This window comes from Cryobacterium arcticum (assembly GCF_003185895.1).
Lineage (GTDB): Bacteria > Actinomycetota > Actinomycetes > Actinomycetales > Microbacteriaceae > Cryobacterium > Cryobacterium arcticum.
This window is the reverse complement of record NZ_QHLY01000012.1, coordinates 1490853-1513391: the sequence shown is the minus strand read 5'-3', so window position 1 is coordinate 1513391 and position 22539 is coordinate 1490853. Positions and strand designations below refer to the sequence as shown.

The 22539-nt window shown below is 67.7% G+C and carries 23 protein-coding genes; 14 read left to right on the top strand and 9 right to left on the bottom strand.

Going from position 1 to position 22539, the window contains the following annotated elements; all coding sequences use genetic code 11:
- The first annotated feature begins 111 nt into the window (after positions 1 to 111).
- From CTB96_RS16800 to CTB96_RS16770, 7 genes are all read left to right on the top strand, one after another.
- The gene (locus CTB96_RS16800) at positions 112 to 2859 is read left to right on the top strand and encodes a helix-turn-helix transcriptional regulator (RefSeq protein WP_110127944.1); all 2748 of its coding nucleotides are present in this window, start codon (positions 112 to 114) and stop codon (positions 2857 to 2859) included.
- Positions 2860 to 2969: 110 nt separating this feature from the next.
- Positions 2970 to 3794, top strand: a complete 825-nt coding sequence (locus CTB96_RS16795) for an alpha/beta fold hydrolase (protein ID WP_110127943.1) — start codon at positions 2970 to 2972, stop codon at positions 3792 to 3794.
- Positions 3795 to 3837: 43 nt separating this feature from the next.
- Entirely contained in the window at positions 3838 to 4683 is an 846-nt protein-coding gene (locus CTB96_RS16790; RefSeq protein WP_110127942.1) for an alpha/beta hydrolase, read from the top strand.
- Between the two features lie 460 nt (positions 4684 to 5143).
- Positions 5144 to 5590: a DUF3253 domain-containing protein gene (locus CTB96_RS16785; RefSeq protein ID WP_427846495.1), complete on the top strand. Its 447-nt coding sequence runs from the start codon at positions 5144 to 5146 to the stop codon at positions 5588 to 5590.
- Positions 5591 to 5652: 62 nt separating this feature from the next.
- Entirely contained in the window at positions 5653 to 6219 is a 567-nt protein-coding gene (locus CTB96_RS16780) for a hypothetical protein (RefSeq protein ID WP_248283420.1), read from the top strand.
- A gap of 102 nt (positions 6220 to 6321) precedes the next feature.
- On the top strand, positions 6322 to 7782 hold the full coding sequence (locus CTB96_RS20850; protein ID WP_110127940.1) for an ADP-ribosylglycohydrolase family protein: 1461 nt from the start codon (positions 6322 to 6324) through the stop codon (positions 7780 to 7782).
- Between the two features lie 88 nt (positions 7783 to 7870).
- Entirely contained in the window at positions 7871 to 8626 is a 756-nt protein-coding gene (locus tag CTB96_RS16770) for an alpha/beta fold hydrolase (RefSeq protein ID WP_248283419.1), read from the top strand.
- A 27-nt stretch (positions 8627 to 8653) separates the two neighbouring features.
- Here the strand turns inward: CTB96_RS16770 and CTB96_RS16765 are convergent, their stop codons facing one another.
- Positions 8654 to 8920 (bottom strand): type II toxin-antitoxin system RelE family toxin, encoded by a 267-nt coding sequence (locus tag CTB96_RS16765; protein ID WP_110127939.1) that lies wholly within the window; start codon positions 8918 to 8920, stop codon positions 8654 to 8656.
- The gene (locus CTB96_RS16760) at positions 8917 to 9165 is read right to left on the bottom strand and encodes a type II toxin-antitoxin system Phd/YefM family antitoxin (protein WP_110127938.1); all 249 of its coding nucleotides are present in this window, start codon (positions 9163 to 9165) and stop codon (positions 8917 to 8919) included. Before CTB96_RS16760 ends, CTB96_RS16765 begins: the two co-directional genes overlap by 4 nt.
- A gap of 341 nt (positions 9166 to 9506) precedes the next feature.
- Here CTB96_RS16760 and CTB96_RS16755 point away from each other — a divergent pair, with 341 nt between their 5' ends.
- A complete protein-coding gene (locus CTB96_RS16755; RefSeq protein ID WP_110127937.1) occupies positions 9507 to 9755 on the top strand; it encodes a hypothetical protein in 249 nt (82 codons plus the stop codon).
- A 37-nt stretch (positions 9756 to 9792) separates the two neighbouring features.
- Here CTB96_RS16755 and CTB96_RS16750 read toward each other — a convergent pair whose 3' ends face one another.
- Entirely contained in the window at positions 9793 to 10254 is a 462-nt protein-coding gene (locus CTB96_RS16750) for a DUF1294 domain-containing protein (protein WP_248283418.1), read from the bottom strand.
- Positions 10255 to 10438: 184 nt separating this feature from the next.
- Between CTB96_RS16750 and CTB96_RS16745 the strand changes: the two genes are divergently transcribed.
- Both CTB96_RS16745 and CTB96_RS16740 read left to right on the top strand, forming a co-directional pair.
- Positions 10439 to 11524: a TM2 domain-containing protein gene (locus CTB96_RS16745; RefSeq protein ID WP_219993276.1), complete on the top strand. Its 1086-nt coding sequence runs from the start codon at positions 10439 to 10441 to the stop codon at positions 11522 to 11524.
- Positions 11525 to 11688: 164 nt separating this feature from the next.
- Positions 11689 to 12291 carry a hypothetical protein gene (locus CTB96_RS16740; RefSeq protein WP_110127934.1) on the top strand — a complete coding sequence of 201 codons (603 nt, stop codon included), beginning with the start codon at positions 11689 to 11691 and terminating at the stop codon, positions 12289 to 12291.
- Positions 12292 to 12468: 177 nt separating this feature from the next.
- On the opposite strand, the gene CTB96_RS16735 is transcribed toward CTB96_RS16740, so the two are convergent.
- From CTB96_RS16735 to CTB96_RS16725, 3 genes are all read right to left on the bottom strand, one after another.
- Positions 12469 to 12657, bottom strand: coding sequence for a hypothetical protein (locus CTB96_RS16735; protein ID WP_110127933.1), 189 nt, complete (start codon positions 12655 to 12657; stop codon positions 12469 to 12471).
- A gap of 51 nt (positions 12658 to 12708) precedes the next feature.
- Positions 12709 to 12993, bottom strand: a complete 285-nt coding sequence (locus tag CTB96_RS16730; RefSeq protein ID WP_110127932.1) for a hypothetical protein — start codon at positions 12991 to 12993, stop codon at positions 12709 to 12711.
- Positions 12994 to 13203: 210 nt separating this feature from the next.
- Complete coding sequence (locus CTB96_RS16725; protein ID WP_110127931.1) at positions 13204 to 15318, bottom strand: glycoside hydrolase family 36 protein; 2115 nt, start codon at positions 15316 to 15318, stop codon at positions 13204 to 13206.
- 365 nt (positions 15319 to 15683) lie between these two features.
- On the opposite strand from CTB96_RS16725, the gene CTB96_RS16720 reads away from it, so the two are divergent.
- The 4 genes from CTB96_RS16720 (at position 15684) to CTB96_RS16705 (ending at position 19843) form a co-directional block, all read left to right on the top strand.
- Positions 15684 to 16952, top strand: coding sequence for an ABC transporter substrate-binding protein (locus CTB96_RS16720; protein WP_110127930.1), 1269 nt, complete (start codon positions 15684 to 15686; stop codon positions 16950 to 16952).
- Positions 16953 to 17043: 91 nt separating this feature from the next.
- The gene (locus CTB96_RS16715) at positions 17044 to 17907 is read left to right on the top strand and encodes a carbohydrate ABC transporter permease (RefSeq protein WP_219993275.1); all 864 of its coding nucleotides are present in this window, start codon (positions 17044 to 17046) and stop codon (positions 17905 to 17907) included.
- 8 nt (positions 17908 to 17915) lie between these two features.
- Positions 17916 to 18758 (top strand): carbohydrate ABC transporter permease, encoded by an 843-nt coding sequence (locus CTB96_RS16710; RefSeq protein ID WP_110127928.1) that lies wholly within the window; start codon positions 17916 to 17918, stop codon positions 18756 to 18758.
- Positions 18759 to 18814: 56 nt separating this feature from the next.
- On the top strand, positions 18815 to 19843 hold the full coding sequence (locus tag CTB96_RS16705) for a LacI family DNA-binding transcriptional regulator (protein WP_110127927.1): 1029 nt from the start codon (positions 18815 to 18817) through the stop codon (positions 19841 to 19843).
- A 102-nt stretch (positions 19844 to 19945) separates the two neighbouring features.
- On the opposite strand, the gene CTB96_RS16700 is transcribed toward CTB96_RS16705, so the two are convergent.
- The 3 genes from CTB96_RS16700 to CTB96_RS16690 all read right to left on the bottom strand — a co-directional run bounded on the left by CTB96_RS16700 (position 19946) and on the right by CTB96_RS16690 (position 22470).
- Positions 19946 to 20173: a hypothetical protein gene (locus CTB96_RS16700; protein ID WP_110127926.1), complete on the bottom strand. Its 228-nt coding sequence runs from the start codon at positions 20171 to 20173 to the stop codon at positions 19946 to 19948.
- Between the two features lie 124 nt (positions 20174 to 20297).
- On the bottom strand, positions 20298 to 21704 hold the full coding sequence (locus CTB96_RS16695) for an MFS transporter (protein WP_110127925.1): 1407 nt from the start codon (positions 21702 to 21704) through the stop codon (positions 20298 to 20300).
- Positions 21705 to 22026: 322 nt separating this feature from the next.
- The gene (locus CTB96_RS16690) at positions 22027 to 22470 is read right to left on the bottom strand and encodes a VOC family protein (RefSeq protein ID WP_110127924.1); all 444 of its coding nucleotides are present in this window, start codon (positions 22468 to 22470) and stop codon (positions 22027 to 22029) included.
- Positions 22471 to 22539: the final 69 nt, after the last annotated feature.

Below are 22539 nucleotides of genomic sequence, written 5' to 3'. Positions count from 1 at the left end.
CCAACGGCGGCGCCGCCGGCGAACCAGGGGTCGGAGACCCTCGACAAGGTGCGGCGCGTCGGGCACACTTGAGCTTTCCCGCGACTTCCAGGGCTCTAGCGGAAGGACCTCATGGAGCATCGCGACTACCGGCCAGCGGTGTCTCTGCTGGGCCGATCTGCTGAGCTCGAGCTCCTGCAGAAGTTGATCCTGGGCGCGCGGAACGGTGAAAGCTCCGCCCTGGTCATTCGAGGCGAACCAGGGGTCGGTAAGACCGCTCTCCTTCGCTGTGCGACCGAATCGCTCAGAGGAACGACGCTGGTGCGGGTGGATGGCTTCGAAGCCGAAGCGGAACTCGCCTACGCGGGGCTGCAACGGCTGTGCGCGCCGCTGACACCATTTCTGGATGCCGTGCCCAGCCGGCAACGTGACGCCGTGCAGGTGGCGATTGGCGTTGCCGACGGGCTCGCTCCCGAGCGATATCTCGTGGGCCTGGGCGTGCTGTCCCTCCTCGCCGCCGCCGGCCAGACGCAACCACTCCTGTGTGTGATCGACGACGCTCATCAACTCGACCGGGAGTCGTTGGAGGTGCTGGCGTTCGTCGCTCGCAGGCTGCAGGCGGAATCCGTGGTGCTCCTCTTCGCAGCGCGGGATGGCGACGAACTCGAGATGATCACTGCCGGCGTGCCGACCCTTCGGCTCGGCGGGCTCGACTCCCTCTCGGCGGCGCAGCTGATGAAGGACTCAGCTGCCGGCGCCTTCGATCCATATCTCGCCGCCCGCATCGCCGAGCAGACGGGCGGAAACCCGCTGGCGATGATCGACCTGGCCCAAGATTTCACGCTTCAACAGCTGACGGATGCGTCGGTGTCGGACGAACCGTTCCCCATCGGCCGCCGGCTCGAGTTGCACTACCGCCAGCAACTGCGCACGCACCCTGACGACGTTCAGGCATGGCTGTTGCTTGCCGCGGCTGAACGCACGGGGTCGACCGAGCTGATCGACCAAGCGGCGGAGCGACTCGGCCTGGGTGGCCAGAGTTCCGCTCTCGCTGAGCGGAGCGGTCTGGTGTCGTTCGCTCGCGACACCGTGTCGTTTCGGCACCCGCTAGTGCGGTCTGCCGTCTACAACGCCTTCCCGCTCGCTGAACGCCGCCGGATGCACGGGGCGTTGGCCGCGGCATCCGCTGAGCGAGGCCTGCTCGACGATGAGGCCCGCCACGCCGCGGCGGCCGCCTCAGACACCGACGACGATGTGGCCGACCTGCTCGAGGCTGCCGCCGACCGAGCAGGTCTGCGCGGCGCCCTGTCATCACGCGCCAGGTCCCTCGCTCGCGCCGCGGACTTGACCTCTGACACCGGCAGGAGAAGCCGTCGTCTTCTTGCTGCCGCGGAATCGGCAGCGGGAGCCGGTGCCGCGCAATTCGCACTCTCCCTGCTCGACAAGCTGCACGCCGACGGGATGGACGCGGTCGCGCGCGGGCGCTCGATCACCCTGCGGGCCATGCTTGCCGTGTTCTTGGCCGATCCGGCCGGCGTTATTCGTGGCCCCAGGGACCTGCTTGCTGCCGCCGATGCCTTTCACGGTGTGGCCCCGGAGCTCGAACAGCGCACGCTCATCCGCGCTTTCGAGTTGGCGCTCACCACCGAATGGATGATGCACGACGTCACCTTGGACCAGCTCGGTGTGAGGCTGCGAGAGGGGGCCACGGTGCAGGATGGCCCGCTGGCCGTTGCGTTGCGTGCGCTGAGCGCCCACGTGCTGCTCCCGTATCACGAGGCGGTACCGCTCATGCGTGAGGCTCTGATGCTGCTCCAGCAGGCAGACGACTCAGAACTGCTCGACCTGGGGGTTTTCGGTGTGGCACTGGCGACGGGGTTGTGGGACGAACGGGCCTGCGTGGAATTACTGGAGCGCAGTGCTCGCGCTGCTCGTGACGCCGGTTCCCTCCGGGGCCTGGATACCACCCTGTGGGTGCTCAGCATCAGCGAACTCGTGCGGGGCGACCCGATCGCATCCGGTCTGTATATCGAACAGGTGCGAGAACTGCGCCGCGCGATCGGCTACGCCGCGGAGCAGGTGGTCAATGCTTCCTATCTCGCGTGGAGCGGGGCCCCGCGTGCCGAGGTCGAGGCGGCAGCACAGACGACCCTCGGTACCGGGTTCGGCGGTGCGCACACGATCGCCCAAACCGGGCTGAGTGTGCGCGACATCGCCGAGGGACACTACGTCGCTGCCTTCGACCGGCTGGGGCCCATGGTAAACCGGCCGTTCCTGCAGGTGACCTATCAGCAGCTGCCCGACTACGTGGAAGCCGCGGCACGCAGCGGGCACCTGGATATCGCGTCGGCCGCCGCCCGACAACTGCGCGGCCATGCCGACATCAGCGGCACGCCGTGGATCCGTGGTCTGGCGGACCGCTGCGCGGCCCTGCTGGCCCCGGATGCCGACGCCGAGCCGCTCTACGTCGCGGCAATCGGGTGGCTCGAACAGAGCACTGCGATCGGCGACCTGGCCCGCGCGCACCTGCTGTACGGCGAGTGGCTCCGACGGATGAAGCGACGACGGGATGCGCGGGAACAGCTGCGCGCGGCGGTGGCGATCTTCGAGCGCGTCGGCGCGCCACCGTTCGCCGCGCGGGCCCGATCGGAACTCGCCGCGACCGGAGAACACTCGCAGCGCACCGAGGTCGTCGGAGTCGCCTCGTTGACCCCGCGCGAATCCACCATCGCCAGCATGGCGGCCGCTGGGCGCACCAATCAGGAGATCAGCTCCACCCTGTTCATCAGCACCAACACGGTCGACTACCACCTGCGGAAGGTGTTCAGAAAGCTCGGCGCCAGTTCGCGGCGCCAGCTCGCGGAGATTCTCACCCCGTAAGGTCCTCACCCCGTAAAAAAGAAGGCGACTACGTGCACCACGTGGTTCGCGTCGGGGCCCAACGCGATTCGATTGGTGAATCACTCACCACTCGAGCGGGGAGGCGTCAGATGCCATTCATCACTGCCGAAGACGGCGCGCAGATCTTCTATAAGGACTGGGGAACCGACGCCGCGCCGGTGATCCTGAGTCACGGTTGGCCGCTGAATGCTGACGCGTGGGACGCCACCGCCCGATTCCTCGCGGAGCATGGCCATCGGGTCATCGCTCATGACCGCCGCGGGCACGGACGATCCAGCCAAACCTGGCACGGAAACACGATGGACAGTTATGCCGACGACCTCGCGTGCCTGATCGAATTCCTCGATCTGACCGGGATCACCCTCGTCGGACACTCCACCGGGGGCGGCGAGATCGTGCGCTACATCGGACGCCACGGCACCCAGCGCGTGGCCAAGCTCGTGCTCGTTTCCGCCGTGCCGCCACTGATGCTGCACACCGCGGACAATCCGGAGGGTCTGCCCAAAGGCGTGTTCGACGCGATCCGCGCCGGCGAGGCATCCGACCGTTCGCAGCTGTACCGAGACCTCGCTGACGGGCCGTTTTTCGGCAACAACCGCACCGGCGACGTCTCCACGGGCATCCGTGACGCGTTCTGGCTCCAGTCCATGGCCTGCGGGCACCGCGCGGCTTACGAGTGCGTCGCCGCGTTCTCGGCCACCGACTTCCGCGCCGACCTGGCCCGCGTGGATGTGCCGACCCTCATCATCCACGGCGACGACGACCAGATCGTGCCCTTCGACGTCGGCGGGAAGCGCTCCGCCGACCTGATCACGGGCGCCAGATTGACGGTCTACCCGGGGGGAGCCCACGGTCTGCCCGACACCGACCGCGAGCGCCTGCATGCCGATCTTCTCGCCTTCATCGATTCCTGACCGATTCCGCCACGCACAACCACCACTGAGAAGGAGAACCATCATGGACCAGTCCAACACCGATGCCCCCGACACCATCGTGCTCATTCACGGCCTCTGGGTCACGCCCCGCAGCTGGGCGGACTGGAAGGCTCGTTATGAAGCGAAGGGCTTCACCGTTCTCACCCCGGCCTACCCCGGGTTCGAGATCGAAGTCGAGGCACTGCGCGAGAACCCCGACATCATCGCGAACCTCACCGTTCCCGAGACGGCCGACTACCTCGCCTCGGTCATCGAGGCGCTCCCGAAGCCGCCGATCATCATGGGCCACTCCTTCGGCGGCTGCCTCACCCAGATGATGCTCGCTCGCGGACTCGGCGCCGCAGGAGCCGCCATCAATTCCGCGCCCACCGAGGGGGTGCGCGTCACCCCGCTCTCGCAGGCGCGCTCGCTGTTCCCCGCGCTCAAGAACCCCGCGAACTACCACAAGGCCGTCGGCTTCACCCGAGACGAGTTCCACTACGCCTTCACCAACACGCTCACTCGCGAGGAATCCGATGCGGCCTGGGAGCGGTACGCGATCGCGGCGCCGGGCAACTGGGTGTGGGCCTACGGCCTCCTCGCCAACTTCACCCCCGGCCACCAGGAGACCTGGGTGGATTACACGGCCGATCGGGCGCCGCTGCTGTTCATCGGCGGCGCCGAAGACCACATCATGCCGCCGGCCGTGAACAAGTCGAATGCGAAGCACTGGAGCAAGTCTCCCGCGCTGGTGGAATATCACGAGTTTGCCGGCCGCGGCCACTGGACCTGCGCCGAACCCGGCTGGGAGGCCGTCGCCGACTACGCCCTCGAGTGGGCTCTCGCCCACGCTTCCACGGACCATATCCGCACGGGTCAGACGGCGTAGCTCACTCGTCTTCTGCTTCTGCTTCTGCTTCCGCCTTCGCGAGTGCATCACGGGCGATCGTCGGCAGCAGAAGTTCGAACGGGGTGTCTGCCCTCGACCAGTCCGGCGAGCCCGAGGTGGGAGACCACGCCGGCGAGCCCGGCAGCTGTCGCCCGAGAGCTGGTTTCTGGGCCTGCCAACAACGAGACTGGTGGCATGGATCCATACACGGTAGTCGCGTTCCTCATCGGGTTCGGCCTGATCGTTGCGCTTTCGGTTACGGTCATCGTGCTCCTGCGAGTGCGGGCACGCCGTCGCGCTGACTCGCACGACGATCTCAGGCGAGCCGGTGCGTCGGAGGATACTAGCCCGGAAGCCGCAGCTCGGCGGGCGCAGGGCTCAACGTCGTGGATGCGCCCGGGCGGCGGCGTTTAGCCTCACCTGGCGATGACTTCTTCAAGCATCCGTTTTGGCTCGGCGGATGCCCCACCCGAAGTCCGGTATATCCCGCAAGATAGAAGGCATGGCCCACCGTCAACGCGCCCCCTCTGACGCCCCCGGCGACCGGGCGGACAAGACCTGTGCCTCGTGTGGCCGGCGCATCGAGTGGCGAGCCAAATGGGCCAACACCTGGGATGCGGTGAAGTACTGCTCTGCCGCCTGCCGCGCGCACGGAGTCAACGAGACAGACCGTCGGCTGGAAGAGACCATCGTGACGCTGCTCGAGGCTCGGGCGCAGGATGCCACGATCTGCCCGTCCGACGCGGCGCGGGCGATCGGCGGCGAGGAGTGGCGCGACCTCATGGAGCCGGCGCGGCGGGCGGCTCGGCGCATGGTCGCCCGCGGCGAGCTGCAGATCACGCAGGGCGGGTCGGTGGTGGATCCCTCGACCGCCAAGGGTCCGATCCGGTTACGGCGGCCGCGGTAGCCCTGAGGTTCGGGTGGCATGCGCCCTATCGGAGTCGACCGGGCCCCGGCTAGCTTGCAGGTGTGCGCGAGACCCCGGATGCGGCGGTGGCGGATGACCGTCGGCGACGCGACGTGCCCGCCGGGGTGATCATGGTGGGCATGGCCGCTATCGCCTGGTGGCCGGCGTTCACGCTCGGCGCCTGGGGCGAGATCTTCTTCGATGACATCCTCGCGTTGTGGGCCGCATCCGCTGCCGCCCTGGTCTTCGTGCTGGTTGAGCATCGCCCCCTGCGCGGGAGGCTCGGCCGGGCGGTGCTGTTGCTGCTGCCCTCGGTCTGGCTTCTGCTCAGTTTCGTCGCCCATGACAGCGTGACCGACCTCGGGATCGCCTTGCTGGACCTGGCGGCGTTTGCGGCCGTGCTTCTCGGCATCCCGTTCACCCTGTGGGTGCTGGTGCGCATCGTGTGGCCTCACTTTGCCGGGGGCACGCCGCGCCGGTCGAAGTGGCTCATTGCCGTGGTTGTGCTGGCCATTGTGATCGCGTCGTGGGTGTTGGGCGCGAACCAGGCGAGGTTTCTCACCTGCGAGGACTTCTCGATCAGCGGGAACTCGCCACCTCCCGGATGTACGCCGGCGAGCACCCCATGAGGATCATCGCTCGCCCCGACCCGAACAGGCGACCGGGTGGTGGCCGGAGGCCGTGCCGCGATACGGTCGAAGTGATCGGCGTTTGATCACGAGGGGGCTGCCATGACACTCACCACCGCACAGACCGACCGGGCCGCCGGTGTGCTTCTGGGCCTGGCTTGCGGCGACGCGCTCGGTGCCGGCTACGAGTTCGGGCCGCCACTGCCGGATGGCGCCGCGGTCACGATGAAGGGCGGCGGCCAGTTCGATTGGGCGCCCGGGGAGTGGACCGACGACACCTCGATGGCCGTACCGATCGCCCGCGCAGTTGCCGCCGGACGGGACCTGGCCGATGAGCGGGTGCTCGACGACATCGTGGCGGAATGGGTGGGCTGGGCGCGCACCGCTAAAGATGTGGGTATTCAGCTGCGGGCGGTGCTCGGCAGCGCGGTGCCCACCGCGGCCGGCGTGCGCATCTCGGCGCAGAAGCACCACGATCTCAACGGTCGGAGCGCCGGCAACGGGTCGCTGATGCGCACCGCCCCGGTGGCGCTGGCCTATCTCGATGACCCGGATGGATTGGCCGTGGCGGCCCGGGCGATCAGCGATCTCACCCATGTGGAAGCGGATGCCGGCGACGCCTGCGTGCTCTGGTGCCTGGCGGTTCGGCATGCCGTGCTGGCGGGGGAGCTGGACGTGCGGGTGGCCCTCGGCGCGCTGCCGGTGGAGCGGCGGGAACGGTGGTCCGGGTTGATCGACGAGGCGGAGGCGCATCCGCCGGCGTACTTCGACCGGAACGGCTGGGTGGTGCAGGCGTTGCAGGCGGCCTGGTCGGCGATTCGGTCGGCGCCCGAGACGGATGCGAGTCAGCTGCAGTTGGCGTTGGAGAGTGCGGTGCGCGGTGGCCGGGACACGGATACCGTGGCGGCGATTGCCGGCGGGTTGGTCGGGGCTCGGTGGGGGGAGTCGGCGGTGCCGGGGGAGTGGGTTCGGATTGTGCATGGGTGGCCGGGGTTGAGCGGGGTTGAGTTGGGGGAGTTGGGGAGGCAGGCGGTGAGCGTTGGACAGGATGTCGCGGGGTCTCGACAAGCTCGACCAGCGGACGGGGACGGGTCTCGACAGGCTCGACCATCGGGTGGGGCGGGGAGCCTGGAGGCGGCGATTGAGTTGGCTACGGCGGCTCATGCGGGGCAGGTGGACAAGCTGGGGGTGGAGTACATTCAGCATCCGCTGGGGGTGTTGGCGCGCGTCGACGGCGTGGACGAGAAGATCGTGGCGGTGCTGCACGACGTGGTTGAAGACACGTCGGTGACGCTCGACGACCTGCGCGCGCAGGGATTCGCGGAGCACATCGTCTTGGCCGTGGACGCGGTGACCAAACGGGCCGGGGAACCGCTCGCGGAATCGATGGCCCGGGTGGCTGCCGACCCGCTGGCGATGACGGTGAAGTTTGCCGACCTGGCACACAACGCGAACCCGGCCCGGCAGGCCGCACTGCCGGCCGAAACCCGGGTGCGGCTGACGGCCAAGTATGAGGAGTCGGCCCGGCTGCTCGGCACGTCGCTGGCGGCCATTCTCGACTGAGACGGGTTGCCGCCTCGCGCTGTGAGTTCGGGCACGTGGCGCGGTGCACGGCCAATGTTTGCAGAATGACCAACCGAGAGAGGACGCCGTGGAGCCGTCGCCGAAGAATGTCGACCTGGAGTTCATCGAGCTGGGCACCGGCCCGCTGTTCACCATGCTGCATCCCGGCGGCACCGACGCGCGGGCCCTCACCCCGATCATCCAGCGCTTCGCCGAGCAGTACCGGGTGCTCGCGCCGGACCGGCGCGGCCACGGGCGCACGCCCGACACCGACGGCCCGATGACCTTCGAGTCGATGGCGCTCGACACCATCCGTTTTCTCGAGCAGCACACCAGCGGGCCAGCACCACTGCTGGGCTACAGTGACGGCGCCGTCGTGGCACTCCTCGTGGCCCTGCGCCGCCCCGACCTGGTCTCGCACCTCGTGTTCGTCTCCGGCGTCTACTCGCTAGCCGGCTGGCCCGCCGAGACGCTCGACGCCGACGTGCCGGAGTTCATGGTCGACGCCTACGCCGAGGTCTCCCCGCATGGCCGGGCGCACTACGCCGTGGTGGTCGAGAAGCTCCGGCGGATGCATGCCCAGGGTCCGACGCTGACACCGGCCGATCTCGCCACCATCCGGATGCCCGTCCTCGTGCTCGTGGGCGACGACGACGACATGGCACTCGAACACATCGTGGAGCTCTATCGCGCCCTGCCCGCCGGTGAGCTCGCGGTTGTGCCGCACGCGTCGCACGGTGTACTGGTGGAGAAGCCCGACCTGTGCCGCGATCTCATCGTCGAGTTCCTGCGGCCCGACAAGCCGGAGACCTTCGCACCGGTGCGCCGGGCGCCGTCGGTCTGAGCTCGCGATCTATGCGGCCTCGTGCGGTCAGCGGTTGTAAACGTCGCGGCGATGTCCGAGCGCGACGATCGCGACGATCGCGACGATGAGAACGTCATCGTCGACTGTATAGATGATGCGGTAATTCCCGACCCGAACACGGAGTCCCGGGCGGCCCTGGAGGGCCTTGGCCCCTGGCGGGCGAGGGTCCTCACCAAGCAGAGCGATAGCGCCACGAATGCGGTCGCGATCCTGATGGTCGATTCGCTTCAACGCGCGAACTGCAGAAGGACGCAGCTCAATGCGGTAGCTCACGTCCAGCCCAGATCGGCCTTCACCTGCGCCCAGGGAATGTTGGGACCCTCTTCGGCCATGGCCTCGTCGAATGCGGCGACATCTTCGGCATCTTCGAGCGCCTCGAGCATTCGCTCGTACTGTTCGGGGCTGACCACGACGGCGGCGCGCTGGCCGCGACGTTCGACAAACACCGCTTCACTTTGGGAGCGAGCGATGATGTCGGAGAAGTTGTTGCGTGCGTCCGCGACGCTGACAGTGGACATGAGCGCAATTGTACATCTCGATCATTGAGATGTACACGGAGTGCTGCGCTGCTAGGTCAGGCGTCCCGGCGAGTAGTGCACGTGCGACAGCTGGGGGAAGCCATCCGGGACCGAGCCGTCGCCGAGGCGGTGCCGCTGTGAGCGACGTGTGTGCCGCCTTGGTACGGTTGCTGCATGTTCAGCGCCCTGGGGATCCTCATCTACCTAATTGTCGTGGCTCTTGCCGCCTTCGCCCTGTTCTGGGTGATCAGGCTGGGGGTGCGGTACGGGTTGCGAGATCACGCCACGTGGGTGCAGACCATAACCCGGCCCGCGCCGGAGTAGATCGAAGGAGCCACAGGATGAGCCAGTACCGTGCGGTGTTCGACGCCGAGATCACCTTCTCTAACGAGGGCGGGCTGCAGGCGCAGGGATTCCGGGTCGACGTGCCGGATGCAGTGGTGAGCGCCGACGAGATCGGCCGGCTGTTCGTCACCTCGCTGGACCTGCTGATGACGGAGTCGGTGACGGTGCGCAATGTGCGCATCATCGAAGAGGCGCACAAAGGCACACGCGGCGGACCGAGCGATCCGCGGGTGACGCCAGAGTGACCACAGGAGTTTAGGCGCTCGGACCGGGCTGGCTCGCTCAGAACAGCGTGTGCTCGGCCCAGTCGACGATGAGGGCGAACGCGGGCGTGGCAAACACCGCGAAGACGATCACGTTGATGACCACGGTGCCCCAGAACGCCCTCAGAAAGCTCGCCTTCTGGGTCTTGTGCCGCAGGGTCTGCTGGGCGACGATGGCGCCCGGCCAGCCGCCGACGACCCCCAGGAATAGCAGCGTCGACTCCGACACCCGCTGACGCTGAGCCTTGGCCGCGGACTTGTCGACCGCGTAGACGACGAAACACACGACGCTGGCAACGAGGTACAGGCCGGCGACCCACATCTGGATCGGCCAGAGCGCGGTGACCACGAGGTAGCCGAGCACGAAGAGCAGGACCGGCAGGTATCGGGCGGCGCTGGAGCGCCCGCGGGGGCGACGCTGGCGGGCCGGCACCGGCATCCGCTGACCCGCCGGGTGCACTCGCGGGGGTCGGGAAGCCATGGCTCGATCGTAACGGCCGGCTCCGGTGAGCGGATGCGCGCTGCCGGATTCCACCCGGCGGTGTCGGTGGGCGCGGTCAGCCGCTAGCCTTCGGGTACACGTGTTCTGGGGGGAATCACCACGATGGCCGGCTACTGCCGCCCGTCGGCTCCCAGGGTCTGCGATGCCCACCGAGGAGAGCTCCATGTCCCAGCCCATCGCCCCTTACGGCCCGCCGCCCGTGCCGAGCACGCAGGTGCCGCCCGCCGCATCCGTTCAGCCGCCGCTGGCGGCACAGCCGGCCAAGAGTTTCGTGGTCACCTGGTTGCTCGCCCTGTTCCTCGGCACGGTCGGTGCCGACCGGTTCTACCTGGGCAAGATCGGCACCGCCGTGGCCAAGCTCGTCACCCTGGGTGGCCTGGGTATCTGGTCGCTCGTGGACCTGATCATCGTGCTCACCGGCAGCACCACCGACAAGCGCGGCCAGCGCCTCGCCGGCTACGACGCCGCCAAGAAGTCGGCCTGGCTCGTCACCGCCGGATTCGTGGTGGTCGGCGGGATCGGCAGTGTCGCGATCGGGATCAGCACCGCGGCCACGGTGGCGGCGATTCCGGAGGCGTTCGTCGAGCAGGTGGACGAGGCAGCCGGAGTGCCCGCCGACGACGCACCCGCGGTCGAAGCGCCCGCGGACGGCGCGGAGGAACCGGCTGACGCCGGAGACAGTTCAGACGTCGTGGCCTGGGCGGAAGAGAAGTACGGCGTGTTCGACGTGGTCAGCGAGACCGGTTCCACCGACACCATCATCGACCTGCCCGCCAGTGCGGCTGCCGGCCTGGTGCGGGCCACCTTCGAGGGAACGGCGAACTTCAGCGTGCAGGGCCTGGACGCGGACAACCAGCCGACCGCAGACCTGCTGGTGAACAGCATCGGTGCCTACACCGGCACCAGCGCGTACGGCCTGTTCGGCGACCTGGGTGAGACCGTTGTGGCGCTCAAGGTGACCGCGAATGTCCCCTGGACGATTGACGTGGGACCGATCTCGTACGCGGCCGACCCGGCAGCTGTTGGATTCGGCGACGACGTCTTCCTTTACGGCGGGGAGGCGTCGAAGTTGACGCTCACGCATGACGGGAGTGCGAACTTCACCGTGATGGAGTTCACCGACAACGCGATGGGCATGGCCCTGCTGGTGAATGAGATCGGCGCGTATGAGGGCACGGTGCCGCTCAGCGGTGGTCCGTCGGTGATTCGGTTCACTGCGGACGGGAACTGGACGGCTGAGCAGGGGTAGCGTGGCGGGTTTCGAGGTTGGGTTGCGGGGGTCTCGACGGGCTCGACCAGCGGAAGGGCGGCTCGACCAGCGGAAGAGCGGCTCGACCATCGAGAGGGCGGCTCGACGAGCGGGATGGGACGCGGGTGCACGCCGGGTGACCGCGCGGCCCCTAGGGTGAGGTCATGATCAGTGACAGCGTGTTCCCTGCCGCCGCCAGCCTGGGACTCGACGTGGCGTCACTGCCCATCGCCGTGGGCGCCTTCCTCGGTGCCGCGCTATCGGTGCTCGTGGCCGAGCTGATCAAGTTCGTACTGGCGGGCCGGGTGAAGCGCGACGCGATGCGGCTGGACAACCTGCGGGATGCCACCGTCGAGGTCACCTCGCAGGCGCGACGGATGCTGCATCTGGTGGGCAACAAGGGCGCACCCGTCGACCTGGCCAAGCTGGAGAACGCCCACGAGGCTGTGCGGATCGGCGTGGATCAGCTGCAGCTCGTGGGCAACAGCCGGGTGCAGATGGCCGCGATGCTCGTGCGGCATCACGCCTATTCCGTGCGGGAGCAGGGCGAGGGCAAGCCCGACAAACACGAGTACTACGGGCTGGAGCGCTACGACCGTCTCGAGCAGGCGGTGGAGAACCTGCTCGCCGAGACCCGGCGGTCACTGGCGGTGGGCGGAGCTGTGGCTGCGAAGCCGGACTACCGGGAGATGACGGCCGGCATCGCCGCGCGCCGGTCGGCCGGGAAGCGTGCCGGTGCGGAGGACCCCGCGGCCGTGGACGCGTAGCGGGCGACGCATCCGCCTGGCTGTGGTGTGCCGAGGCCGACGGACGGCCGCTAAAAAGGCAATAGTTCGCTAAAAAGGACGTTCTGCCGCATTTCGTCCTTTTTTGGTGACTATTGCCTTTTTAGGTGACTAGGTTCTGGGAGCGCGGGCCGCCTCCGAGAGCGAACCTGGAGCGCCTCAGCGGAAGTCGGCGGCGGCGGGCCGGGCCCAGACGACCACCAGCGCCGTGGCCAGTGGGCCGAGCAACAGGCCCAGCACAAACCAGATCCAGCGGCGGCGACCCTTCATCTCGGCCAGGCCGGCGGTGACGATCGCGAGCCCGAGCCACCAGCCACTGTTTTCGTAGACAACGGTTGCATCAGTCATCCCGACAGACTAGCGGCGGCCCTTACGCGAGCCGGACGCCCGCTCCGCCGGTCAGCGGGGAACCGGCGCGGAGTTGTGCGGGCTGTCGTACTCGCCGAGGGCGTAGCGCAGTTGTTGGTTGAGGTCGTTGAGGGCCTGGCGGAGGTTGTAACGCACCTCGGTCGAGTCACCTGGGGGAGCGGCGATGCCGTCACTCTCGAGGCGGGTCAGGAGTTTCTGCACCGCGTGGTCGTCGACGCCGGTCGTCCAGACCAGGCCCTCGAGATTGGCGAGCACGCCGATGAGCGCGGAGGCATCGCGTTTGCTGAGCGGGTGAGGGCAGTTGGTGTCGGGCACAGGGGCAGCTTCATCCGCGAACGCGTTGAGCGCAATGGCCGGGGAATGGGTGGGGCGCTAATGCACGTCGGGTCGCGGGGTCTCGACAAGCTCGACCGGCGGATGGGTCGCGGGGCCTCGACGGGCTCGACCAGCGTTGGGTCGTGCCCATTTCGCTGATCGAGCTTGTCGAGATCCGGTGAGGTGGTCTCTGGACGAGACCCGGGATGGTTAGGCGCGGCGGATGCGCAGCACGCGGGCAGACTCGCCGGCGCCGGTGAGATCGACCGCGAGCGAGCCGGATGCCGCGTCCCATTCCGTGGGCCAGGCCGTTAGCGCGGTGGGGAAGATGGTGTCGACCACGATGTCGGCCCCCTGGTGCGCGGGCAGCGAGAGAGCGGCCGAGGTGGCCTCGACGTCGCGGTTCCAGACGAAGACTAGGGTCTCGGCATCCGTGGCGCTGGCCAGCGCCACCTGCGGGTCGTCCCACACCGGCAGGCCGAGCGGCCAGGCCGGCAGGGCCTGGGCGTGGTGGGCGATGACGGCCGGGTACGCGCCGGTGGCCTCGCGCACGATCGCGAGCTGGTGCTCGTTCAGCCGGTCGATGTTGCCGGAGAGGTAAAGCCTGCCCGACAGCCCGGTCACCAGGGTGAAGGCGATCTGCTCGTCGGTCCACTCCGACTGCGGGTAGGCCCAGTTGCCGGCCATCTCCAGCGGCATCGACATCGGGGCGCCTGCGGCGATCGTGGGGTAGAGCCGGTAATCCTGCTGGTCGGTGGTGGACTGCAGGTCGTAGCGGGCGAGGATGGTGGCATCCATCCGCTGGGCGCCCGACGAGCAGGCCTCGAGAATGATCTCGGGGTAGCGCGCCCGCAGCGCTTCCACCCAGGTGAGGTGCGCCCGGGTGTGCCCGAGCAGACCCTCGCCGGGGCTGAGTGCGTCGGTGTCGGGGCCGGAACCCGGGGTGACGTTGTAGTCCCACTTGAAATAGCGCGCGCCGTACTGCTCGATCAAGCGGGCGAACACGCCGTCGAGGTAGTCGCGGGCGGCCGCGCTGCGGAAGTCGAGGAAGTACCGGTCGTGCTCCACGATGCGCACGCCGGCGCGGTACATGAAGGCCTCGTCGGGCAGCTCGGTCGCCACGGAGGAGAGCACGCCCACGACCTCGGGCTCCACCCACAGGCCCGGCGTCATGCCGGCCTCGCGGATGTACTGCAGCACCCCGGTGAGGCCGCGCTCGCCGAAGCGCACGGTGGAGGGTTCCCAGGCGCCCACGCTGGGCCACCAGTCGCCTCCGTCGTCGTACCAGCCGGCGTCGATGCAAAAGTAGCTGGCGCCGGATGCCGCGGCCGCGTCGATCAGCGGCAGCAGTTTCTCAGTGGTGGGGTCGCCCATCAGCGCGTTCATGTAGTCGTTGAAGATCAGCGGTCGGGCCAGGTCGGCGTGCACTGCGAGGTGCGAGCGCCGGCGGTGGCCGGTGAGGGCGCCAATGCCGCCGGTGATGCCGCCGGTGGCCACCGCGAACGAGGCCGGAACGGTGGTGAAGCTATCGCCGGGGGAGAGCCGGGTGGTCCAGGCGTGGTCGACGTCGGTGGGGCCGAGGAGGGCGAGCGCGAGCGCCTCGGCCGGGTCGAAGAGGGTGTCGAGCTCCCAGCGCCACGGCCCATTGTTCTCCACTTCCCAGACCAGGGAGTGCCCGGTGACCCGGTTCTCCACGCCGGCGACGGGAAGGTACTCGCCGCTCGACCAGGTGGAGTGACCGGCGAAGGAGATGGTGCCGCGGGCAAAGTGGCCGTGGACGGCGGTGTTGATGTCGGCGAAGCCGGCCGCGCCGCCGAGCGCGGTGGAGTACCACCGGCTCTCGGCGCACCACTCACTGCGCGCGGTCCAGAGGTCGAGGTCGGCGGCCTCGCCGAGGTGCCCGGTGAGCCCGATCAGGGTGGCGGAGGTGACCTGCTGCAGCACGAGGGGCTTGTCACCCTGGTTGGTCACCTCGGTGTGCACCCGGTAAGCCTCGACACCGTCGAACTGGGCGATGGTCGTGGTGGCGATGAGGCCGGTCTCGGTGTCGCGCTGGCGGATCACCAGGCTGGTCACGCCGTCGCCGTCGATCTCGGTGTGGTCCTGATAGCGCAGCCGGTCGCCGATAGTGGTGCGGATCGCGCGCATGTTGTTCAGGCCACGGCCCTCACCCACGGCGAGCACCTCCACCAGGGCGGGGCGGGCGCGGTGCTTGGCCGGCTCGATCGCATCCGTGCCCGGATTGATGGAGAGCAGCACGGGGCCGGAATCGGTCGCGATCACGCGCAATGGAAAGGCGCCGGCGCCCCAGGTGAAGTCAGTCATGGTGGTGTCCCCATCGAGTGTCGGTCGTCACACCGAGCCGACATCGGCAGCGGTGCGCGATCATGATTGACCCCTATCATTACGAGCCGCGGGAGTCGGCGTCAAGCGACCCGTGGGTATGTCCTTTTCTTCATCTTATAAAGATCCTGATCAGCAGCGATTAAATTCGCCAGAATGTCTCATCGAGTGGAAATTGTTACCGACGACTTTCCGATTATTACTTGACCCGGAGCCGAGTCGCCTTCCACAATGACAAAGGTTAATCATCCGCTGGCCCTCGTTCGAGGGCATCGCTGCTGCGAAAGCAAACGATTGGTCCCGGCTCTCGCCGGAAATTCAACGAAGAATCTAGGAGGCACTTTTCAATGAAGAAGAAACTCGCTTTCGTGGCGTCGGTCGGCGTCGTGGCGTTAGCGCTCACCGGCTGCTCGGGCTCCTCGAGCGCAGACCCGAAGACCATCGAACTCTGGACATCCTGGAGCGAGGGGGAGGCCACCGCCGAGACTCTCGACCCGCTGATCCAGGCCTGGGCCGACGACAAGGGCTACACCGTCAACCAAACCAACTTCACCTACGACCAGATCCACGAGAAGCTGATCGCCTCCGCAGCAGGCGGCAACCTTCCCGACGTGGTCTGGGGCCTGCCCGAGTACGTGGGCGAATTCTCCAAGCTGGGCATCCTCGCCGATGTGTCGGATGCCTGGGACTCATGGGGCGACGCCGACCAGGTCAGTGACGCGGTCAAGAGCTCCATGACCGTGGACGGTCAGGTCGTGGGCTTCCCGTACGAGACCACCGCCCGCGCCTACCTGGTGCACGACGACCTGCTGGCCGCGGCCAACGTGCAGGTGCCCACCACCTGGGACGACGTGCTCGCCGTCGGCTCGAAGGTGCAAGACGCCACCGACAGTTCGTTCTACGGTCTCACCGGTGCCGGCGTGCGCGAGCCGCAGGAACTGCTGGTCTACCTGGCTCAGCAGGGCCTGAGCATCGCCGAGGAACAGGACGGCGGCGGCTTCGCCAACACTTGGAACGACAACCCCGACGAACTCGCCAAGGCGACGGAGGTGTTCGAGTTCTACCAGGACCTCCTCGCCAGCGGATCTGTCAATGAGAACTCGGCCACCTACGGCTGGGAAGACACCGACGAGAACTTCGCCACCGGCCTCACCGCCTCCTTCGTCACCGGCAACTGGATGGCCGAGCGCGAGACCACCAACGCCGACACCATGGGTGACGTGAGCGTGCACCCCATCCCGTACCCGACGGATGGCGAGCCGGCCACCTACATCGAGTCGAAGCCGATCTTCACCATGGCCAATTCCGACAGCCTGGAAGCATCCACCGAACTCGCGCAGCAGTTCGCGAGCGAGGAATGGCAGACCGCGGCCTTCGCCGACCGGTCGTCGCTGAGCTCCGTCTCCACCGACAGCAAGTGGAGCAAGGACTTTGCCGCCCTGCTCGACACCGGTGTCACCTACCCGCCGATCTCGTTGGGCGAGGTCACGCAGGACATGATCGACGCCCTCGCCATGGTGCTGCAAGACGACCAGAGCCCTGAGGATGCCGCGATCTGGCTGGGCGACGCGATCAACGAAGCACTCGAGACGTCGGGTGACGCTGCGGGCAGCTGATGCCCCCAGCCAACCTGACGCCCTCGTCAACAGATAGGTGACAAAAATGCGAGTCGGAGCTGACTCACGCAAGACCACAAACAGGCGCTTCGTGATACTGGCCCTGAGTCCGGCGCTGTTGTTTCTCGCCGTACTCATCGGGTACCCCCTGGTCACGGTGCTGACCGATGCCTTCCAAGATGCGCATCTGGTCAACCCGGGTGTCGGCGGTTTCGTCGGCCTCGACAACTTCCACAAGGTGGTCTCCGACCCGCATTTCTTCCCCGCTGTGAGCAACACGTTGGTCTGGACGATCGGATCTGTTATCGGCGAGTTCGTGGTCGGTCTCAGCGCCGCGCTTCTGCTCAACCGCAAGATGCGCGGCCAGGGCCTGTTCCGGGTCGCCACCTTCATTCCGTGGCTGGTACCGATCGTGGTGGCGGGCATGACCTGGGAGTGGATGCTCAACCCGGACTTCGGCATCATCAACAGCCTGCTCACGTCGACGGGGTTGGTCGACTCACCGATCAACTTCCTCGGCGACAAGGAGTGGGCGATGTCCACGGTGATCTTCGTCAATGTCTGGCGGAGCTTCCCGTACTACACGATCTCGTTCCTCGCGGCGATGCAGGCCATCCCCGACGAACTGTTCGAGGCCGCAGCGCTCGACGGCGCGAACGCCTGGCGCCGCTTCTGGAGCGTCACCATGCCGCAGCTGCGCAGCGTCTCGCTGATCATTGTGTTCATCCACCTGATCTGGACGGCGGTGAACTTCGACTTCATCTGGGTGATGACCCAGGGCGGCCCGAACTACGCCACCATGACGCTGCCGATTCTCATCTATCGCTACTCCCTGCAGCAATTCGACGTCGGGGCGGCATCCGCCCTCTCGACGATCATGTTCCTCGGCACGTCGCTCATCTTCGTCGTGTATTACCGCTACCGTCGCCGTCTCAGCGACGAGATCGTCGGATAGGACGCATCATGTCGATCACCTCCCAACGCCGCACCGGCAATGCCGTCAGCTACGTGCTGCTCGCCATCCTCTCCGTCTATACGCTGTTCCCCTTTATCTGGATGGTCATCTCCTCGCTCAAGCCGCGCGAGGAGATCCGGGCCCGCACGCCCTCGTTCTTCATCCAGTCGCCCACCCTCGACAACTTCGTGCGGGTGTTCGTGGAGCATAACTTTCTCGAGTACTTGCGCAACAGCCTGATCGTCTCGCTGGCGGCTTGTGCGCTGTCGCTGGTGATCTCGCTGCTGGCGGGTTACGTGTTCAGCCGCAACTACCGCATGAGGCTGGTGCAGGGCACCAACTTCGGCATGCTGGTGTCGCAGATGATCCCCGGTGTGCTGCTGCTCGTGCCGCTCTACATCACGATGCGCAACCTGGGGCTGCTCGACAGCTACGCTTCGCTGATCCTGGCGTATACGACGTTCGTCATTCCGTTGTCGACGTTCATGCTGTCCAGCGCATACGACAGCATTCCGATGTCGCTTGAGGAAGCCGCGGAGATCGACGGTGCCTCCCGGCTGAAGACGCTCACGCACGTGGTGCTTCCGGTGATGTTGCCGTCGATCGTGTCGGTGGGTCTGTACTCGTTCATCACCGCGTGGAACGAGTTCATGTTCGGGTACATCTTCATCTCCACCGACTCGTTGCGCACGATCACACCAGCGCTGATGCTCTTCAAGGGCGCCAACTCGGTGGACTGGGGCGGACTCATGGCCGGCTCTGTAATCGCGGTGCTTCCGGTGGCGATCATCTTCCTGTTCCTGCAGCGCTACTTCATCTCCGGCTTGATGAGCGGGGCGGTCAAGGGATGATGCGCCGGGCCTGTGCGGCCGCCGCCAAAACACCTGCTCGCGCATAGGATTCAACCGTGAACAGGTTTCCGCAACGACCCACCCTCACTGATGTCGCCACTGCGGCCGGGGTGTCAACCGTGACGGTGTCGCGGGTGATCGAGGGGTCCGTCAAGGTCACCGCGAAAACCCGCGAACGAGTGCACGAGGCCATGGACCGAATCGGTTACTTCGGTAACGCCGCCGCGAGCCAGCTGGTCTCGGGGCGGGTGACGACGATCGGCATCGTGACCTCGAACACCGCCGACTACGGCTACGCAGCCACGATCCACGGCATCGAGAAGCGGGCCCGCGAGCGGGATATGTCGGTGCTGATCAGCGTGATCGAGGGTGCGGATGAGGCGAGCGTGCGCAAGACCGTGAGCACCGTGGCCTCGCACGCGCTCGGCGGAGTCGTGGTGGTGGACTTCGACGACGGCGCCCATGCCACGATTCCGGCGTTGCCGGGGTACCTGCCGGTGGTTTCCGCCACCGGTCAGGCCGAGGGCGGTGTGGCGGACCGGCCGTTCGTCTCCTTTGACGAGTACCGCGGCGGCGCGATCGCCGCGCAGCACCTCATCGATCTCGGGCACCGGTCGATCTTCATCCTGGCGCCCTACGACACCCGGCCCACGGAACGGCGCTCGCTCGGCATCCTCGACACCCTCACCCAGGCCCGGCTGCCGCACTACCCGGTGATCCGCTGCGCGGACTGGCGGCCGTTGTCGGGCTACAACGCCGCCCGGGAGATGCTCGACAACTACGGCGACCAGGTCACCGCGATCGCCTGCGCGAACGATGAGGTGGCGCTGGGTGCCATCCGTGCGTTGCTGGACCGGGGCCTGCGGGTGCCAGAGGACGTCTCGGTGGTCGGCTTCGACGACCACCCGCTGGCCGCGTTCGCGTCGCCGCCGCTCACCACGATCCGGCAGGACTTCGAGAAGGTGGGAGTGCTCTCCTTCGCGTTGCTCGATGCCCTGATGGAGGGGCGTGAGTTGCCTGAGGAGTTCCGGGTGCAGCCCGAGCTGGTGGTGCGCGGGTCGACAGCGCCGCCGCCGGTGCGCTGAGCGCGTCGACGCAGCCCCGAAAAAGGAAATAGTGCGCTAAAAAGGACGAAATTGCGCGCAGCATCCTTATTAGCGAACTATTTCCTTATTAGCGTGCGACGTTCAGTGGTGCACGGCCTTGTCGATCTTCTTGGCGTTGCGTTTAGCCAGTTTCTGGATGCGAGTGCGGTCCTTCTTGGGCTCCGGGGTCCAGGCATTGCGGGCGGCTTTGTGGGCGCTGGCGCGAATCTTCCTGGACTGGTCTTGGCCGGCCCTGGTGCCCAGGAGGTAGCCGACGAACGCGATGCCGGCAGCCAGGCCGACGGTGAGGAGTAGGCGGGGAACGGTCATTGCGGCCTGCTTTCCGGGGTGAGGATTCCGGGTGGGGAGAAGGCGGTGCCGAGCGAGTGTAGCTCCGTCTGCGCGGGTGCGGGCCAGCGGGAGCGGCGAGCGGCTCCAGTCTGCGCCGGCCGGGTCAGCGGGAGCGGCGGGCGGCGACTTCCGCGCCGGCCTCGCGCGACATCCGCCAGGCCTCGATCGCCGGCAGGAGCAGCAGCACGGCCAGCACCGCGAACGCCCAGCGGTAGCCGAGCTCGGTGGCGTCGGGGTCGACGAGCGCGGCGCCGGCGGTGGTGCCGCGCACGATGAGCGCGGCGGCGGCGATGCCGAGGCCCACCGCCACCTGCTGCAGTGTGGACGCGAGCGTGTTGGCGCCCGAGGTGAGCGCCGCGGGCACGTCGGCGAACTGCACCGAGTTATAGCCGCTGAAGCCAATCGACCGGAACACGCCGCTCAGGAAGAGGAGCACGGCGATGACGGCGAGCGGCGTGCCCGGTTCGATGAACGCGCAGGCGGCGAAAACGGCGGCGCCGCAGAGGTTGCTGCCCACGATCACCGTGCGAAAACCGAATCGGCGGATCAGCGGGCTGGTCGCCGGTTTTATGGCGATATTGCCCAGGAACACCGCCATCACCAGCAGTCCGGCCTGGGAGGCGGTCCAACCGAACCCAGTTTGGAACAGCAGCACGAACAGGAACGGGGCGGCGCCGATCAGCAGCCGGTAGATGAGACCGCCGACGTTGCCCACCCGGAAGGTGGGGATGACCAGCGCCGACAGGTCGAGCAGCGGATGCGCCGCCCGCCGCATCCGCAGCACCGCACCGGTGCCCACCACGGCGGCCACGCCGAGCAGCCCGACGGCTTGCCACCAGTTCGTCGAGCTGCCGCCGATGAGTTCCATGCCGAGCACCAGCGCGGCCAGGGCCACGCCCACCAGGGCGAAGCCGGCCCAGTCCAGCCGGCGGGCGCTGATCGGGTCGACCGCCGGGACCACTCGAAGGGCCACGAGGAACGCGACGACTCCGATCGGGATGTTGACGAGGAAGATCCACTGCCAGCCGACGGTGTCGCTGAGCACCCCGCCGATCACGGGGGCGAGCACCGGCGCCAGCAGCGCGGGCCAGGTGAGGTAGGCCATGGCGTCGAGCAGGTCGCGCTTCTGCACCGAGCGGAGCACCGCCAACCGGCCGACCGGCACCATCATGGCGCCGCCCACACCCTGCAGCACCCGCATGGCCACGAGCATCGGCAGGGAGGTGCTCAGCGCGCAGAGGGCGGACGCCACGGTGAAGATCACGATCGCCAGCGCGAAGATGCGCCGGGTGCCGAACCGGTCGGCCAGCCATCCGCTGACCGGAACGCCGATGGCGAGGGTGAGCAGGTAGGCGGTCATGGCGATGTTGATGTCGACGGCGTTCACGCCGAGGTCGCGGGCCATGGCCGGGGCGGCGGTCTGGATGATGGTGCCGTCGAGGTTCTCCATGAAGAACGTGCCGGCGACGAGAAGGGCGAGGGGCCGGTTGAGGGTCGCCGATCGGTTCATTGTTTCATTCTGCCGTGGCGGGAGGGGGCGCTGCGCCACGGGGTGGTCGCTGGGGTGGTCGCGGGGTGGCTCTCGCGAAGCGCGGGTCGGGCGCCGGTTCGCGGGTGGCGCGCCACGGGCGAATCGGCGTTTTGCCCGCGCAGCTCCGGCAGGTGGCTCGGCAGGTGGGTCGGCTGTGGTGAGCGGCGGATGCGTGGCTGGGCCGGGTGGTCGTCGCGGGGCATCCGGTGGCATGGGGGTGACTTCCGCGAAGCGCGGGTCGGGCGCCGGTTCGCGGGTGGCGCGCCACGGGCGAATCGGCGTTTTGCCCGCGCAGCTCCGGTCAGGCTTCTGGTTGCGGCGGCGGGGCATCCAGCTCCTGGAACAGGGTGACCTGCAGCCCGGCCGGGGCCTCCAGCCGCGCGTTGATCGAGCGCCACGGGGTCTCGCGGGGCGTGGCGGTGAGCTGCGCGCCGGCGTCGACGAGCCGGTCGGTGGTGGCGGCGGTGTCGTCGACCTCGAACGCGACCCGGAGGCGGGCGCTGGTGCCGCCATCCGTTTCGACCCGGTCGATCAGGCGCACCTGAGCGGGGTTGGAGAGTTCGAGGGTGGCGATGCCGGCGCTCAGGATGACGACCCGGGCGTCGCCCTCGCCCTCGAACGCGGCTTGTTCGGGCAGGCCGAGCACGTCGCGGTAGAAGCTGACGGCGGCGTCGAAGTCCTCCGTCTCCACGACGAGGCGGAGCTGTTTGACCGGGGTGGGTTGGGGGTTGGGGTGGGTGCTCATGGAGCGGATGCTAGGCGCAGAGTGCCCGGCCGGCGAGGCCCGCGCGGCGCACCAGCCACCTCCGCGCGG